A 15,288-nucleotide genomic window follows, 5' to 3' on the forward strand; every position below is an offset into this window, starting at 1 on the left:
GAACAGGCAGAGAGAGCATGCGGCGGCGATGGGTGGTCCCGATCCTTCTGGGACTGGCGATGAGTCTGGGGGCCATGGACGGCGACAGCACGGCAAACGCCCAGGTCCCGACCAGCGCGCGCGCCGCGCAGGCCATGGCGCGGGTGACCCCGGACCTGAAGGCCGACGTGGCGGCCGCCGACCTGCCCTGGGGCGCGCCGGTGTTCCTGCGCGTGTTCAAGCACGAGCGGGTGCTGGAAGCCTGGCTGGAGACCGCGCCCGGCGGGCCGTTCACTCTGTTCCGGACGTGGCCGGTCTGCGCCGTTTCGGGCGATCTGGGGCCCAAGACCGCCGAGGGCGACGGGCAGGCGCCGGAAGGATTCTACTTCGTGCCGCCGGGCCGGATGAACCCCCACAGCCGCTTTCACCTGTCATTCAACCTGGGCTACCCCAACGCCTTTGAGCAGGCCCGGGGCTGGACCGGCAGCGCGCTGATGGTGCACGGGGACTGTGTGTCGATCGGGTGCTTCGCCATGGGCAAGCGCCTGCTGCCGATCGGGGCGGACCGCAACGACCCGATCAACGAGATCTGGACCCTGATGACGGCGGCCTTCGAGCACGGCCAGCCCTTCGTGCGGGTCCATGCGCTGCCGTTCCGCCTGACGCCGGAGGCGCTGGCGGCGCGGGCGGATCATCCCTGGGCGGGCTTCTGGGCCAATCTGGCCGAGGGATCCCGCTGGTTCGAGGACACCGGCCGCCCGCCGGACGTGACCGTGCGCGACGGCCGCTACGTCTTCGGGGCGGATTAGAGCGGGCCCACCAGTCACGCCCGCCCAGCGATCGGGGTGACCCTGCCCGATGGCATGGGTTCGGTTTGATCGAAATCAATGTGGGGTCCGGGACAGGAGCGTAACAGAGTTTCCTCATACACGGTCCGGCGTGCGGCCGGACTCCACGCCCCCGGGGCGCGGCGGCGGATCGCGGACGGTGCGCGCCGCCGTGTGATCCTGGGGCCGTGCGATCAGGAAAAGGGTCAGCAGGCATGACGGCACCCGACAGCGTGGCCCGGACGGCCACCGGCGGCGCAAAGCCGGGCGAAACAGGCGGATCGGACGGCCAGCCCGCGAAAATCTCCCTCTACGGCGATTACGAGAAGGTCTACCCCCGCAAGAGCGAGGGCCCGTTCCGCCGCATCAAGACGGCGATGAACTGGGTGTTGCTGTCGATCTTCTTCATAGGGCCGTGGCTGCGCTGGGACCGGGGATCGGATGCGCCCGATCAGGCCATCCTGATCGACATGCCGGGGCGCAAGGCCTACTTCTTCGCCATCGAGATCTGGCCGCAGGAGGTCTACTACCTCACCGGCCTGCTGGTGCTGGCGGCGATCTCGCTGTTCTTCGTCACCGCCCTGCTGGGGCGGGTGTGGTGCGGCTTCGCCTGCTTCCAGACCGTGTTCACCGACATCTTCGTGGCCATCGAACGCGCCATCGAGGGCGACCGCAGCACCCGCATGCGCCAGGATCGGGGCCGGATGACCGGCGCCCATCTGCGCCGCAAGGTGGTCAAGACCGCGGCCTGGCTGGGCGTGGCCTTTCTGGTCGGGCTGGGCTTCACGCTCTATTTCGGCAACGCGCCCTCTCTGCTGCTGGATATCCTGACCTTCGACACCGGGCTGGCGCCCTACGGCACCATCGCGGTGGTGGGCGGCTTCTGCTTCCTGCTGGCCGGGTACGCCCGCGAGCAGGTGTGCATCTACATGTGCCCCTATGCCCGCTTCCAGTCGGCGATGGTGGACGACGAGTCCATGATCGTGACCTACGAGGCGTGGCGCGGCGAGCCGCGCGGCAAGGCCCGCAAGACCGAGGACTTCAGCCAGCGCGGCCACTGCGTGGATTGCACGCTATGCTATCAGGTCTGCCCCACGGGCGTGGACATCCGCAAGGGCACCCAGCTCGCCTGCATCGGCTGCGGCCTGTGCGCCGACGCCTGCGACAGCATCATGGACCGCTTCGACCTGCCCCGGGGGCTGGTCCGGTTCGACTCGGTCAAGAACCAGGCCCGCCGCGTCCAGGGCGAGCCGGTCACCGTGCGCTGGCTGCGGCCGCGCACCCTGATCTACACCGCCGCCCTGGCCATCGCGGTCGTGGTCATGGCGGTCGCGCTGAGCACGCGCTCACGGCTTGAGGTGAACATCCAGGCCGAGCGCAGCCCGCTCTATGTGCAACTCTCGGATGGCTCGATCCGCAACGGCTATACCGTCAAGATCCTGAACATGGAGCGCATCGACACGCCGTTCGTGCTGGCCGTCGAGGGTCTGCCCGAGGCCGAGATGGACGTGATCGGCTACGACACCGATCCCGGCCAGGACGCGCGGGCGACCCTGCCGGTCACGGGCGACAGCGTGGGCTCGTTCCGGGTGTACGTGTCGGCGCCGCCGGAGACGCTGGACGGCGCGGCGACCCCGTTCACGTTCCGGGTGGAGAACGCGGCGACGGGCGAAACCACCACCCAGTCGGCCAACTTCAACGCGCCGGAGTAGCGCGCTCCGGGGCCGCCCGCCGTCCCGGCGGGCGGCATCAGGGGGCTTCGGGATATGCCAGGAGGCGGGCGCACAGGCCGCGCAGGTCGATGACCGTGATGTCCCCGGACTTCCGGTATTCGTCGTCGCCGGAATAGACAATGAACGATCGGTCGGGTCTCAGGTCGTCGCAGGCATGATGGAAACCGCGGTCAAGCTTCGGGGTCAGGCCGCGCTTGATCTCGACGGCCCACCGCGTCCCGCCGGGGAGATCAAGGAGGAGGTCGATCTCCGCCCCGGCGGTGGTGCGGTAGAAACTTGCCTCCGTGCCCGCCGGCGCCGCGCCCAGCAGGTTTTCGATGACGAAACCCTCCCAGCTTCCGCCCGCCACCGGATGGCCGAGCACGGCGTCGCGATCGCCGAGCCCGAGAAGGCTGTGGATGATGCCGGAATCGCGGACATAGACCTTGGGCGAGCGGACGAGGCGTTTGCCGACATTGGCATGAAACGGCGGCAGGCGGCGCACCAGCAGCAGGTCAACCAGCAGGTCGAGATAGCGCGCGACGGTCTTGCCATCGACGGCCAGCCCCCGGCCCAGATGCGCGGCGTTCAGCAAGCCGCCCTGGTCATGGGCGAGCATGGTCCAGAACCGCCGCAGAGTCTCCGCCGGAATGCGCGGGCCGAGGTCGGGGATGTCGCGTTGCAGATAGGTCCGGATGAAGGCCTCGCGCCAGACCGTGCTGGCCTCGTCGCTGTCGGCGAGAAAGCTGTCCGGAAAACCGCCGCGCACCCACAGACGTTCACGCGCCGCCGGATCGACCTCCAGCACGTCGAGCGGGTTGAGGTCCACATAGGCGATGCGCCCGGCCAGACTCTCCCCGGACTGACGCAGCAGGTCCATGGACGCGGAGCCGAGCAGCAGGAACTGTCCGGCCTTGCGGCCCTTGCGCCGCCCCTTGTCGATCAGGCCGCGCAGCGCCTGGAACAGCTCCGGCATGCGCTGAACCTCGTCGAGGATGACGAGTTTGTCTGAATGGCCGGAGAGGTAATAGACGGGGTCGTCGAGCTTCTCGCGGTCGGGCGGGGATTCGAGGTCGAGATAGACGCTCTCCCGCCGTTCCGCGATCCATTCGGCCAGGGTCGTCTTGCCAACCTGCCTCGGGCCGAGCAGAGCGACGGCCGGAAACTGGTCAAGACGGGCCAGCAGCGTTTCGGTCAGGCGGCGCGGTATCATCCTTGCAAATATGGCATGATGTGCCGGATTTGCAAGGATGATTGACGGGGAGACAGGGCTCCGAATCCAGAGGACAGGGGTGTCATGATTCGTGCCTCATCACGAGATCCTTCGCGCCCTTAGGGCGCTCAGGATGGCACACTCTATTAATAGTGCGTCATCCTGAGGGAGCGAAGCGACCGAAGGATCTCGAGAAGTGGGTTCGACCCAATCAGTGTCACAGAACCGTAATCCGGGTTCGGAGCCCTGGACGGCGAGGCGGATGGCGGAACCGGCCTCCGCTCCCCGCTTGCGGCCCCGGCCCGATACGGCGACCCGATGACTCGGGGTCACCCGATCAAACGGACGACGCAGGGGAGGGACCCGTCCGGTCTGCCCCCTCCGCCGCCTTTTCCAGCACGGCGACGAAGAAGCCGTCGGTGTCGTGGTCGGCCGGGGACAGGCGCAGGGCCGTAGCGTCCGGCCCGACCGGGCAGGTTTCGGCGGGCAGGCCCGCCTCGCCCCAGGCCCGCGCGACGGGGACCGCCGTGAAGCCCTCGCCCGCCGGGCCGTTCAGGAACGCCGCCACGCGGTCCTCGTTCTCGCCCCGCAGCACCGAGCAGGTCACATAGATCAAGCGGCCGCCCGGCTTGACCAGCCGGGCCGCGCGCGCCAGCAGGCCGTCCTGCTCGGCGGCCAGACTCTCCAGGGACTCGGGCGCCAGCCGCCAGCGGGCGTCGGGATTGCGCCGCCACGCGCCGGTGCCGCTGCACGGCGCATCCACCAGCACGCGGTCGAACCCGCCGGTCTGGCGCTTCAGCCACTTGCGGCCGGTCTCGTCGAGCACATGCAGGGTGGCATTGTGGACGCCCGCGCGGCGCAGGCGCACCTTGGCCCGGTCCAGGCGCGGGGCCGAGACATCGCAGGCGACCAGACGGCCGCGCCCGGCCATGGCGGCGGCCAGGGCCAGGGTCTTGCCGCCGGCCCCGGCGCACAGGTCGCACACCGCCATCCCGGGCGTCACCCCCGCCAGCGCGGCCGCCACCTGGGAGCCGGCGTCCTGCACCTCCACCAGCCCGTCCCGGAAGGGGGCCGTGGCGGCCAGATTGACCCGGCCCGCCACCCGCAGCGCCAGGGGCGCCAGCGGGCCGTCCGTGGCCTTGATCCCGGCTTCGGCCAGGGCGGCGCGGGCGCCGTCGCGGTCGGTCTTCAGGGTGTTGGCGCGCAGGTCGAGCGGCGCTTCGGCATTGAGCGCCGCCAGCGCCGCCCGCCAGTCCGGCCCCAGGCTCTCGGTCAGGGCCGGCAGCAGCCAGTCGGGCAGTTCCAGGCGGGCGGCCTCGGGCATCTCCCGGGGCTCCAGCGGCTGGCCCACCAGCCGGTCGGCCAGCGTACGCTCCGCCGAGGTCAGGGGCTCGGGGTCGTGCCCCTGCCCGGTGAACAGCGCCTTGATGGCCTTGGGCGGCAGCCGGTCGGTCAGCACCAGATCGGCGATCAGCCGTTCGCGCGGGCTGCCGTCGCCGGTCCACCAGCCCAGCCGGGCGTGACGGCGGAGCAGGCCGTAGACCCGCTCCGTCACCGCCCGGCGGTCGCCCGCCCCCATATAGCGCCGCGCCCGCAGGAACGTCTGCGCCACGGCATCGGCCGGGCGCGGGTCGGCGGCGATCTCGGTCAGCAGGTCGAGGCTGGCGGCCAGCCGGGCACCGGGGGTCATGGCAGGGATCCGGACAACGGGACGGGGGGCGATGAGCCGTCCCGTCTACCGCGTGCGGACGTCCACCGCCAGCCTTTCCACGGGCGCCGTGGCCTCGATCATGCCCCGGTCGGCCAGGAACCGCCCGAAGGCGGCGTAGCGCGGCCCGTCCACCACCGCCGGGCGCAGGGCGAAACGGGGCAGGGTGTCGGCCCAGGCGCGGCGGTTCAACTCGTCGTCCAGGTCCGGATAGGCGCCGATGAACATCTCCCAGGACTCGTCGGGGTGATTGATGAGGTAGGCCGTCGCCTGCTCCAGCGCCCGCAGCACACCGGGGAGCCGGGGGTCGTCCAGGCGGTCGGTGTTGGCGACCAGGATCAGCTCGTCATAGACCGGCACGCCGTGTTCCTCGGGATAGAACGCGCGGCCCGGCTGGCCGACGATGTCCATCTGGTTCAGCTCGAAGTTGCGGAAGGCGCCGACCACGGCATCCACCTGCCCCGAGAGGATCGAGGGCGACAGACTGAAGTTGACGTTGACCAGGGTCACATCGTCCGGGCTGACGCCGGCGTCCTCCAGCATGGCGCCCAGCAGCGCGTCCTCGAACCCGCCGACCGAGAAGCCCACGGTCCGGCCCTCCAGGTCGGCGAGCGTCTCGATCGGGCCGTCCGCCAGCACGACCACCGAGTTCAGCGGCGTGGCCACCAGGGTGCCGACGCGGGCCAGCGGCAGGCCCCGGTCCACCTGGATGTGCAACTGCGGCTGATAGGACACGGCGAGCAGCGCCTGTCCGGCCGCGACCAGCTTGGGCGGGTCGTTGGGATCGGCCGGGGCCACCAGGTCCACATCCAGACCCTCGTCGGTGAAGAATCCCTTCTCCTTGGCCACCACCAGCGGCGCATGGTCCGGATTGACGAACCAGTCGAGCAGGATGGTCAGGGATTCGTCGGCCGCCCGCGCGGGCAGGGCGGTCAGAGCCAGGGTGGCCGCCAGCAGGGGCGCGGCCAGGGTGCGGACGGACCGCGACAACCGGCAATCAGCGAGCGTCATGAGAGTATACACCTGTTTAAAGCATCCATAGGAGCGGGGCACCGTACGGCGGCCCATCCCACAATGCCACGACGAAACTCCAGGTCGTCGCGAAAAATGCGGACGCCGGGCCCGCCGTGGAAGAGTCGCCCGGCTGGGTCGCATGATTCCTGTCAATGCGCGCGCCGCCGGAACGGGATACCCGTGGGCCCATGAGTCGCGGGCGTCGGCCCGCGCGATGTCCAACCGGCGAAGGAGGTCTTTTCATGGCCATCCGCGATACCCGGGACCGCTTCGGTCTCGTCTCCGTCTTCAACCACTGGGTCCTGGTCGCCGTCGTGCTCGGCCTGCTGGTCACCGGCCTGCTGCTGGCCGAGGTGCTGCCCGAGTCGGCGCGGCCCTATCTGGTGCCGCTGCACAAACAGGTCGGCCTCGTTTCCGCCGTCCTGATCGGCTGGATGGTGATCTGGCGCTGGACCCAGAAGAGCCGCCCGGGCCCCATCGAGGGCACCAGCAAGCCCGAGGCCCTGGCCCGCGCCGGCATGCATGCGCTGCTGCTGATCGGCGCCGGCGTGCTGGTGGTGTCCGGCGTGATGATGTCGATCCTGTCCGGCCACGAGGTCAGCGTGCTGGGCCTGTTCACCATTCCGCCGATCGGCGAGGACAAGGCCCAGGCCGCCCTGCCGCATCTGGTGCACGAGGTGGTCGGCTGGGCGATGGTCGCCGCCGTGGCGCTGCATGCGGCCGTCGGCGTGAAGCATCACGTGCTGAACAAGGACGAGACCCTGACCCGCATGCTGGGCCGGGGGGCCTGATCGCGGCACGACACCCTTTCGCCGCGCGGTCCGGCCCCCGGGTCGGTCCGGCGCGGGCCCCGGCCGGCGGGATGTCTCCCCCCGCCGGCCGGTTTTTTCTTTGATCGCAGGCGGCGCCCCGATTTGGGGCCGGGGTCAACTCGCCCTGCTGACCAGCGTCGGTCCGCGCCGCTCGCGGTCCTGGCCGTGGCGCGCGGCGCTCCGGCGCTCTTCGTCGGTGATGTAGTCGCGGGTGATCGGCACCGCATCCAGCGCCTGGGTCAGTTGCGCCTGGAACACCACCTGCCGGTCGAAGCGGAACACGGCCTCGCAGCCCGCCAGATAGAACGTCCACATGCGGAAGAACCGCGCGTCGTAGAGGTGGGCGACCACCTGCTCGCGCTGGGCCTCGAAGCGCTCGCGCCAGTGCCGCAGGGTCTCGGCGTAGTGGACGCGCAGCACCTCCAGGTCGCACATGACCCAGTCGGCCCGCTCCAGGGCATCGCTCATCTCGGACAGGGCCGGCGTGTAGCCGCCCGGGAAGATGTACTTGCGCAGCCAGGCGTTGGTGCCGCCCGGACGCTCGGCCCGGCCGATGGTGTGCAACAGGAAGACGCCGTCCTCCTTGAGCAGGCGGCGGGTCTGCCTGAAGAACGCAACGTAGTGGTTCACACCCACGTGCTCGAACATGCCGACCGAGACGATGCGGTCGAAGGTCTCCGTCACATGGCGGTAGTCCTGAAGCCGGAACGCCACCAGATGGGACAGCCCCTCCGCCTGGGCGCGCTCGCGGGCCACGCGCAGTTGCTCGGTGGACAGGGTGATGCCGGTGACTTTCACCCCGTGTTCCCGCGCCAGATGCAGCGCCAGCCCGCCCCAGCCGCAGCCCACGTCCAGCACGGACAGGCCCGGTTGCAGATGCAGCTTGGCGGCGATGTGCCGCTTCTTGGCGAGTTGGGCGTCCTCCAGCGTCTCCACGCCCGGCGGCCAGTAGGCGCAGGAGTACTGCTGGTCCGTATCCAGGAACAGCCGATACATCTCGGCCGACAGGTTGTAGTGGTGGGCGACGTTGCGCTGGGCGCGCTCCACCGGGTTGTGCTGGTGCAGCCAGCGCAGCGCCCGGTTCACGGCCCAATGCAGCCGGATGAAGCGGCTGTCGCGGCTGTGGCGGAACACGTTGTGGACCAGCGTCGCCACCATGTCGTAGACCGAGCCCTCCTCCAGGATCAGGGTCCCGTCCATGTAGGCTTCGCCGATGGCCATCTCGGGTCCGGCCAGGAACCGGCGAGGGAAGGCCGGATCGGTCACCCGCAGGGTCACGGGCCCGGGGGCCGGTCCGGTCCTCGCGCTGGTGTGGATGGGCGGCCCGCCGTAGTGCCGCGCGCGGCCCTTGTGGTCGATGAAAGTGATCGCGCCCTCGCGCAGGATCCGTTTCAGGAGCATGTGCAGGATCATGGTCCACCTCTCCCCGTTCCCGTTCGACCAGGGGCGGGGGGCGCTGGGATGGTCCATGCCCTGCGGTGTCCTGCGATCCGATCTGGCAGGGGTCAGCCCCGGATACCGGCTGACCAAAAGACAGGCCTGCTCCCGCCGCCCTCTCCCGACGTCGAGACCCTGGTCTTTGGTGTCTGGTGGTGTTGCCCTCCATGGGGTGCCGACGGCACCGCCGGATCGAGTCGGGCCCGGGTCATTCCGGCCCCGCATACCTTAAGAGGATGGGGAGTCGCCGCCACCGAATCAAGCCGATCCGGGGGCGGACACCGCGCCACGGCCCGGAATCCCCAGCCCGTGAGCCCCGGGTCTTGGCGGGAGACTGGGCGGCGCGGCGGGCCGGTGATCCCGCGTCTGCGACGATGGCACTGATACTGGAACTTGTCTTGCGCCCGCGCAGTCGCCCAAGTCAAGCCGTGGGCGCGGGCAAGTCACCATGACGGGGGCGAGGCCGAGTCTCTGGACGAAGCGCACTAAAAATAAACAATTCCAAGGAAAAAAATACTTATACGTGCGCGCGCGTCCCGGTATACTGGAGGCCGTTTCCCCATCCACGGAGGCTTGCCATGCGCGATGCTCCCCTGGCCCGGCCCGACGCGGCGGCCGAGCGCACCGCCTATGAACAGCGGCTCGCCCAGGCGACGGCGCCCAACGAACGGGCCATCGCGCGCCTGCTGCTGGGCAGTCTAGCCGAGCGGTGCCAGGACTGGCCGGAGGCCGTCACCCAGTACCGGCACGCCCTGGACGCGGCGCCGTCGGCGCGGGATCTGGCCTATTTCGGGCACAACAATCTGGGGTTCTCGCTGATCCAGATGCAGCGCTTCGACGAGGCCGAACCGCACTGCGAGGCCGCCATCCGCCTCAACCCCGACCGCCACAACGCCTTCAAGAACCTGGGTCTGGTGCGGCAGGCGCAAGGCCGCTGGCCGGAGGCCGCCGGGCACTTCATCACCGCCTATGAGGTCTGCCCCAGCGACACGCGGGCCTGGCACCTGCTGTCCGCGCTGGTCAGCGCCCATCCGGAGGTGCTGCGCCCCGACACGGGGATCGCGGCGCGCATGGTGGCGCTCGACCCGCCGGGCGCCCGTCGGGAGGGCCGGGCCGATGGTTGACGCGATCCGCAATCCCACGCCGGAGCAGGTCCGGGACATGATCCGCGCCTCCGGGCATCAGGCGGTCCGGCGCATCACCGACCCCCGCACCGGCGACGTGTATTGCTGGCCGGCGGAGCAGGCCACCCACGCCGAGGGCGCGGCCGACCTGCTGGTGCCCTATGACCGCCCACCCGGCGCCGGCGACATCCTCACCCTTGATGACTGATCGGCGGTGAACCGGCCTCCACACGGGAGCATCCGCATGTTTCACACCTATGTCACGAATGCCCGGGGTGTCGCCATCGACATCGACCGGGCCCGGTTCCTGGCCGACACCGACCTGTGGAACGAGGCGGTGGACCGCTGCAGCGCCCGGGGTGAGACGGCGGCCCAGCCGGTCTGGGACGCCTACTGTGCGCTCCACGCCGAGGCCTACGGCGCGCCTTTCCCGCCCCAGGAGCGTGAGACGCCGCTATAAGCGGCGTCTCACCGCCTCCCGCGCCGTCAGTTCAGTGTCATGGCCGTGCGCACCAATTCGACGAAGCGCGCGCGGTGGCCGTGGGGGTCGTCGCCCAGGGCGCCGGAGGCCAGTTCGGCCACATCCCCGAAGCCGTAATCGCCCACCGCCGGGTTGTCCTGCAGGATCTGGGCGAACCCGGCGACGGCGACCGCGAAGCGGGCGTCGTCCGACTGCTGGGCCATGGGCGCGCGGTCGGCCTCGGTCACCGCCCGTTCCATCAGGCGCGAGGCGGTCGCCCCCGGGTCCTTCCAGCGCAGGCGGAGGAAGGCGATCTCGGCGTCCCGGCCGCCCGCCGGCGCGGCGCTGCCGTCGTCGCCGTACCGCCGCTCGGGCAGGCGCAGCCCCGCCGACCCGGGCGCGGCGATCTCGTAGATGGCCGTGACCGCATGGCCGTCGCCGATCTCGCCGGCGTCCACGGCGTCGTTGGCGAAGTCCTCCTCGCGTAGGGCGCGGGTCTCGTAGCCGACCAGCCGGTATTCGGCCACCTTCGCGGGGTTGAACTCGACCTGGAACTTGACGTCGTCGGCGATGGGCTGAAGCTGGGCGGTCAGCTTCTCGACCAGCACGCGGCGGCCTTCCGCCAGGGAGTCCAGATAGGCCGCCATGCCGTTGCCGGCCTGGGCGAGCTGCTGCATGGTCTTGTCGTTGTAGTTGCCGCGCCCGACGCCGAGGATGCTGAGATAGATGCCGGTCTCGCGCTTGCGGGCGACGTAGTCTTCCAGGCGGCCGTCGTCGATCACGCCCAGGTTGAAGTCGCCGTCGGTGGCCAGAATGATGCGGTTGACGGCCCCCTTGCGGAAGTTCTCCTCGGCCAGCCCGTAGGCCGTGGCGATGCCCTTCGACCCCGCCGTGCCGCCGCCCGACGTCAGGGTGCCGAGCGCGCCGCAGATGGTCTCCTTGTCGTCGGCCGGGGTGGGCTCCAGCACCACCCGGTCGGCCCCGGCGTAGGTCACCAGCGAGATATAATCGTCGCCGTCAAGCTGATCGACCAGCAGCGCCATGGAGCGCTTGACCAGCCCCAGCCGGTCCGGCCCGTGCATGGAGCCCGACACGTCCGCCAGCAGCACGATGTTCGCCGGGGGCGGCTCGGTCCGTTCCGGCGACCAGCCGCGGATGCCGATCACCATCAGGTCGCGCCCGGCCCCCCAGGGCGAGGGCATCACGCTGACCGACGGCGCGAACGGATCGGCGGCGGTGGACGGACGCGGGTAGGCATAGTCGAAGTAGTTCACCAGCTCTTCCGCGCGGATGGCGTCCGATGGCGGCCGGTCGCCGTCGCGGATGAAGCGGCGCACCACGCCCATGGAGGCCGTGTCCACGTCGGCGGAAAAGGTCGAGACCGGCTGATCGGTCACGCGCACCACGCCGTTCAGGGGCACGTCGCGGAAACGGTCGCGCTCCACCGCCTCGTCCATGGCGGTCAACGGGGGGACCGGAGACGGGGCGATCGAGGGCATCGGGGCGACCTCGGCGGTCGGCGGCGGCGCGGCCATGGGGGCGGTGCGGGTCTGGGCCGACCGAGATGGCCCCAACAGGCGCTGCACCGCGCCGCCCAGGCCCGTGCTCCCGCCGCCCTGGCCGTCCATGGCGGCGGCTTCGCTCTGCTCGACGATGGCGAGGCACCTGCCCGCCGGGGCCTCCGCCTCCGCGCGGGCCGGTGCGCCCGGCCATGCGAGTCCGATCGCCGCCCCGGTCAGGGCCAGCGCCATCATGGCGGTTCGCCCGAGTCGATCCCGGGTCCCGTCAGCCTGTTGCGTCATGCTCGTTTCTCCCCTCCTGTCGGACCGCCCACGGGGCCGCGGGGCCCGGAGCAGACTCCACCAAAGCCCGAAATCACGCCGACATGATGGCAACACCCGCCCGTTTCCGGGGCGTCGATCGGCGCGCGTCGGCCGGGACGGTTCAACCGGACGGGGATCTGTCCTAGATATGCAGAGCCCGAAGGATGAGTCCGCCGCCCAGGGAGCCGCCTCGCCATGTACAGCGCCACCACGCACGACGTCCGGGTGACGGTCGCGCCCCTGTTCCTGGAGAACCAGTCGGAGCCGGACGAGGGGCATTTCGTCTGGGCCTATCAGGTGACCATCGGCAACGAGAGCACCGCGACCATCCAGCTCATGCGGCGGCACTGGATCATCACCGACGCGCACGGCCACGTGCAGGAGGTGGAGGGGCCGGGGGTCGTCGGCCTGCAGCCCGTGCTGCCCCCGGGCGAGGTGTTCGAGTACACCAGCGGTTGCCCGCTTTCGACCGCGTCGGGCTTCATGGAGGGCACCTACAAGATGCGCTGGCCCGACACCAACGAGATGTTCGAGGTCCGCATTCCCGCCTTTTCCCTCGACAGCCCGCACGGCGGACACAGCATTCATTGACCGCCCCGGCATCGGAGGGGCCGGCCGACACCAGTGTGGTGATTTTGCATCGTGTCGTGATCGTTCCAACCAGTCCGTCGGAACGCCATTGACCGAATTGTGCCGGTTTTGTGATATTTCCGACGACTCTTTATGTGTCGCACCGGCGACACAGGGGCTCGAAGCGACGGGGGCGTTCCATGTCTGGCAGCACTGTCCTGTTTTCCAGGAAAACCTTGGCGGCCCTTGCGGCCGCCGCCGTATTGACGGTGGGCGCCCCGGCGTTCGCACAGGAGTACTCGGTCAACTGGCTCGATTCGTATGATCCGGACGGCATCACGTCGGGCGGCATCATCAACGGCAAGGACTGGTACATCTCCACGGGCGAGACCAGCCAGGTCTGGTCCATCGATGGCGAGATCATCTTCTCGGGCCTGATTGGATCCGAAACCGATGCCGACTGGGAGCGCTTCTTCAACGCCCTGGGCATCGGCACCGCCACCACGGAACGCGCGATCGAGGACTCGTCGGAGACGAACACCCGCATCAGCACCCGCACGCTGGTCATGAACATCGCCAACCGCGCGGCCACCCTGGCCCGCGCGGTGCGCGGCACCTCCCTGGCGCAGGGCGGCGGGCTGTCCGATGACGAGGGCGGCGCGTCGCTCACGGGCCTCGCGGGCGGCGACATCGGCGAGTGGGCCATCGGCCGATTCGGCATCTGGGCCGACGGGTCCGGCACCATGTTCTCGGACCGGACCTCGTCCGACGACTTCTGGGGCAACCAGCTCAGCTTCATGGGCGGCGCCGACTACCGCTACACCGACCGCTTCATGGTGGGCGCGGGCCTGGGCTTCGAGCGGGTCGAGGTGGACTTCAAGAGCAATCGCACCCGTCTGGTCACGTACATCAACACCACCCTGTACGGGGCCTATCTGGTCACCGACTCGATCTCGCTGAACGCCTTCGGCTCGTACGCCCCGGGCCTGAACTCCATGCACTGGGCCGCGGGCGACGGCGAAGGCTTCATGTCCCACCGCTTCATCACGTCCGGCAACGTGGCGTACAACAACGCCTTTGACCGCGTGACCACCAACGCCTTCGCCGGTCTGTCATACAGCTACGAGACCTTCGATTCGTACGAGAATAACGGCGGCACGACGATCGAGCCCGACGACAGCCAGCTCGCGCAGGTCTATGCCTCGGGCGACGTGGGCTACATGTTCGAGACCGACGGCGGCGCGCTGGAGCCGTTCGTCTCGGCCCGTCTGGAATACGATTTCGTGAGCGAAGGCAACAACGACCGCTTCGGCTCGGTGCTGGGCGGCGGTGTGCGCGCGATCTGGACAGAGGGCCTGTTCGTCGAAGCCTTCGGCAACACCGAAGTGGCGCGTTCCGACGAGTCGGCGACCAGCTTCGGCCTCAACATGCGGGTGCAGTTCTAGCACCGGCGGCGGATACGGAAGGGTCTTCAACCCCGGGCGCCCCTTTGGCGGGCGCCCGTTCTTTTTTTCGGAAGCGCGCCGCGCGCCGGGTCCGGCGATGACACCGGCCCGTTGCATCGCTGGTCCGGAGGGGCCGGAAGACCGCGCGCCCCGGACTCCGGGCTAGACCGCGATCAGGCCGGCGGAGATGGCCAGACTGGTGGCGTGGGTTCGGTTGTTGGCGTCCAGCTTCTTGCCCGCGTTGGCGAGGTGGAAGTTCACGCCGGAAATGGAAATCCCCAGCGCCTCGCCCACCTGCCGGGTGGTCAGACCCTTGGCGCTCAGGGTGAGCACCTCGCGTTCGCGGCGGGTCAGCCGGGGCGCGTTGCCCGGCAGGGCCCCCGACAACTGCGCGACCCGGATGTGCGTCTGGATGGCGGCGAAGGCCAGCGGAACCTGTCCCTCCTCCAAGAGGGCGTCCAGGCGGACGCTGTCGCCTTTCACCAGCAGGACCATCCCGGACACGCAGGTGCCGGAGCAGTACCGGACCGGCACCGCCATCAGTCCGTCGTATCCGGCGGCGGCGGCCGCGTCGAGGACGCCGGTCGCGTGGTTCGACCGCGCCCGGCTCGGGCCCAGGGGCGCGATCACGCGCGGTCCCAGCGCGGTGGCCAGATGCGCCAGCACGGCATCGCGCGGCACCGGCGAGGGATGGGCGCAGGCCTCCACCACCGCCGGATCGGCCTCGGCCAGCAGCGCGGGGGTTCCCTCGCAGCCGCCCGCCCGGGGCGCGCACCGCAGGTTGACGAGGCCCGTCACCCCGAGCGGCAGGAAGTGACCCAGCGCCTCCTGCCAGGCCTGCGACGCGGATTCCGCGCTGGCCAGGCGGAACAGGAAGCCGTCCAGGCTGTCGGCGATCGATGTCATGTACATGGACTCGTTGTCCTGGCAGGGCAGGAAAAACAGACAATTTTCACAGACTTCGCGCCAAATACGCCGAAACCAGTGGCCCGCTTTACTGCCGAAGTGTATCCAATACAGACTTTGACACTAGAGGATTGTACGGCAAACCTGCATGTCCATACAATTCGATCAAAAGTCATAACAGCCGGTCTTTCGGGTATGCACTTTGGCTGAGGTCAGCCGCATCTGACGAGGCCCCCTGACGTCCCGGCCGGACCCGGT

14 protein-coding genes are annotated in these 15,288 nt (G+C 69.7%); 8 read left to right on the top strand and 6 right to left on the bottom strand.

Annotation, left to right across the window (positions count from 1 at the left end; translation table 11 throughout):
- The first annotated feature begins 17 nt into the window (after nt 1–17).
- The gene (locus GHC57_RS07085) at nt 18–788 is read left to right on the top strand and encodes a L,D-transpeptidase family protein (protein ID WP_211369136.1); all 771 of its coding nucleotides are present in this window, start codon (nt 18–20) and stop codon (nt 786–788) included.
- Nucleotides 789–1,021: 233 nt separating this feature from the next.
- Nucleotides 1,022–2,518, top strand: a complete 1,497-nt coding sequence (gene ccoG / locus GHC57_RS07090; RefSeq protein WP_153342635.1) for a cytochrome c oxidase accessory protein CcoG — start codon at nt 1,022–1,024, stop codon at nt 2,516–2,518.
- Nucleotides 2,519–2,555: 37 nt separating this feature from the next.
- Here the strand turns inward: ccoG and GHC57_RS07095 are convergent, their stop codons facing one another.
- From GHC57_RS07095 to GHC57_RS07105, 3 genes are all read right to left on the bottom strand, one after another.
- A complete protein-coding gene (locus GHC57_RS07095; protein WP_153342637.1) occupies nt 2,556–3,731 on the bottom strand; it encodes an ATP-binding protein in 1,176 nt (391 codons plus the stop codon).
- Nucleotides 3,732–4,068: 337 nt separating this feature from the next.
- Nucleotides 4,069–5,421: an RsmB/NOP family class I SAM-dependent RNA methyltransferase gene (locus GHC57_RS07100; protein WP_153342639.1), complete on the bottom strand. Its 1,353-nt coding sequence runs from the start codon at nt 5,419–5,421 to the stop codon at nt 4,069–4,071.
- A gap of 45 nt (nt 5,422–5,466) precedes the next feature.
- Nucleotides 5,467–6,450 carry an ABC transporter substrate-binding protein gene (locus tag GHC57_RS07105; RefSeq protein WP_153342641.1) on the bottom strand — a complete coding sequence of 328 codons (984 nt, stop codon included), beginning with the start codon at nt 6,448–6,450 and terminating at the stop codon, nt 5,467–5,469.
- Between the two features lie 245 nt (nt 6,451–6,695).
- Here GHC57_RS07105 and GHC57_RS07110 point away from each other — a divergent pair, with 245 nt between their 5' ends.
- Nucleotides 6,696–7,244, top strand: coding sequence for a cytochrome b (locus GHC57_RS07110; RefSeq protein ID WP_170294735.1), 549 nt, complete (start codon nt 6,696–6,698; stop codon nt 7,242–7,244).
- A 135-nt stretch (nt 7,245–7,379) separates the two neighbouring features.
- Here the strand turns inward: GHC57_RS07110 and GHC57_RS07115 are convergent, their stop codons facing one another.
- A complete protein-coding gene (locus GHC57_RS07115) occupies nt 7,380–8,678 on the bottom strand; it encodes an SAM-dependent methyltransferase (protein WP_153342645.1) in 1,299 nt (432 codons plus the stop codon).
- 602 nt (nt 8,679–9,280) lie between these two features.
- Here GHC57_RS07115 and GHC57_RS07120 point away from each other — a divergent pair.
- The 3 genes from GHC57_RS07120 to GHC57_RS07130 are packed head-to-tail and all read left to right on the top strand — an operon-like array spanning nt 9,281 to nt 10,286.
- On the top strand, nt 9,281–9,826 hold the full coding sequence (locus GHC57_RS07120) for a tetratricopeptide repeat protein (RefSeq protein ID WP_153342647.1): 546 nt from the start codon (nt 9,281–9,283) through the stop codon (nt 9,824–9,826).
- Nucleotides 9,819–10,034, top strand: coding sequence for a hypothetical protein (locus GHC57_RS07125; RefSeq protein ID WP_153342649.1), 216 nt, complete (start codon nt 9,819–9,821; stop codon nt 10,032–10,034). Before GHC57_RS07120 ends, GHC57_RS07125 begins: the two co-directional genes overlap by 8 nt.
- Before the next feature lie 36 nt (nt 10,035–10,070).
- Nucleotides 10,071–10,286 (top strand): hypothetical protein, encoded by a 216-nt coding sequence (locus tag GHC57_RS07130; RefSeq protein ID WP_153342651.1) that lies wholly within the window; start codon nt 10,071–10,073, stop codon nt 10,284–10,286.
- Between the two features lie 26 nt (nt 10,287–10,312).
- Here GHC57_RS07130 and GHC57_RS07135 read toward each other — a convergent pair whose 3' ends face one another.
- Entirely contained in the window at nt 10,313–12,088 is a 1,776-nt protein-coding gene (locus GHC57_RS07135; protein ID WP_211369137.1) for a vWA domain-containing protein, read from the bottom strand.
- A gap of 216 nt (nt 12,089–12,304) precedes the next feature.
- Here GHC57_RS07135 and apaG point away from each other — a divergent pair, with 216 nt between their 5' ends.
- Both apaG and GHC57_RS07145 read left to right on the top strand, forming a co-directional pair.
- Entirely contained in the window at nt 12,305–12,700 is a 396-nt protein-coding gene (gene apaG, locus GHC57_RS07140; protein ID WP_153342653.1) for a Co2+/Mg2+ efflux protein ApaG, read from the top strand.
- A 215-nt stretch (nt 12,701–12,915) separates the two neighbouring features.
- Complete coding sequence (locus GHC57_RS07145) at nt 12,916–14,124, top strand: autotransporter outer membrane beta-barrel domain-containing protein (protein ID WP_153342655.1); 1,209 nt, start codon at nt 12,916–12,918, stop codon at nt 14,122–14,124.
- A gap of 162 nt (nt 14,125–14,286) precedes the next feature.
- On the opposite strand, the gene GHC57_RS07150 is transcribed toward GHC57_RS07145, so the two are convergent.
- Complete coding sequence (locus GHC57_RS07150; RefSeq protein ID WP_153342657.1) at nt 14,287–15,036, bottom strand: helix-turn-helix transcriptional regulator; 750 nt, start codon at nt 15,034–15,036, stop codon at nt 14,287–14,289.
- Nucleotides 15,037–15,288: the final 252 nt, after the last annotated feature.

It is taken from the genome of Roseospira navarrensis, assembly GCF_009601025.1.
Taxonomy (GTDB): domain Bacteria; phylum Pseudomonadota; class Alphaproteobacteria; order Rhodospirillales; family Rhodospirillaceae; genus Rhodospira; species Rhodospira navarrensis.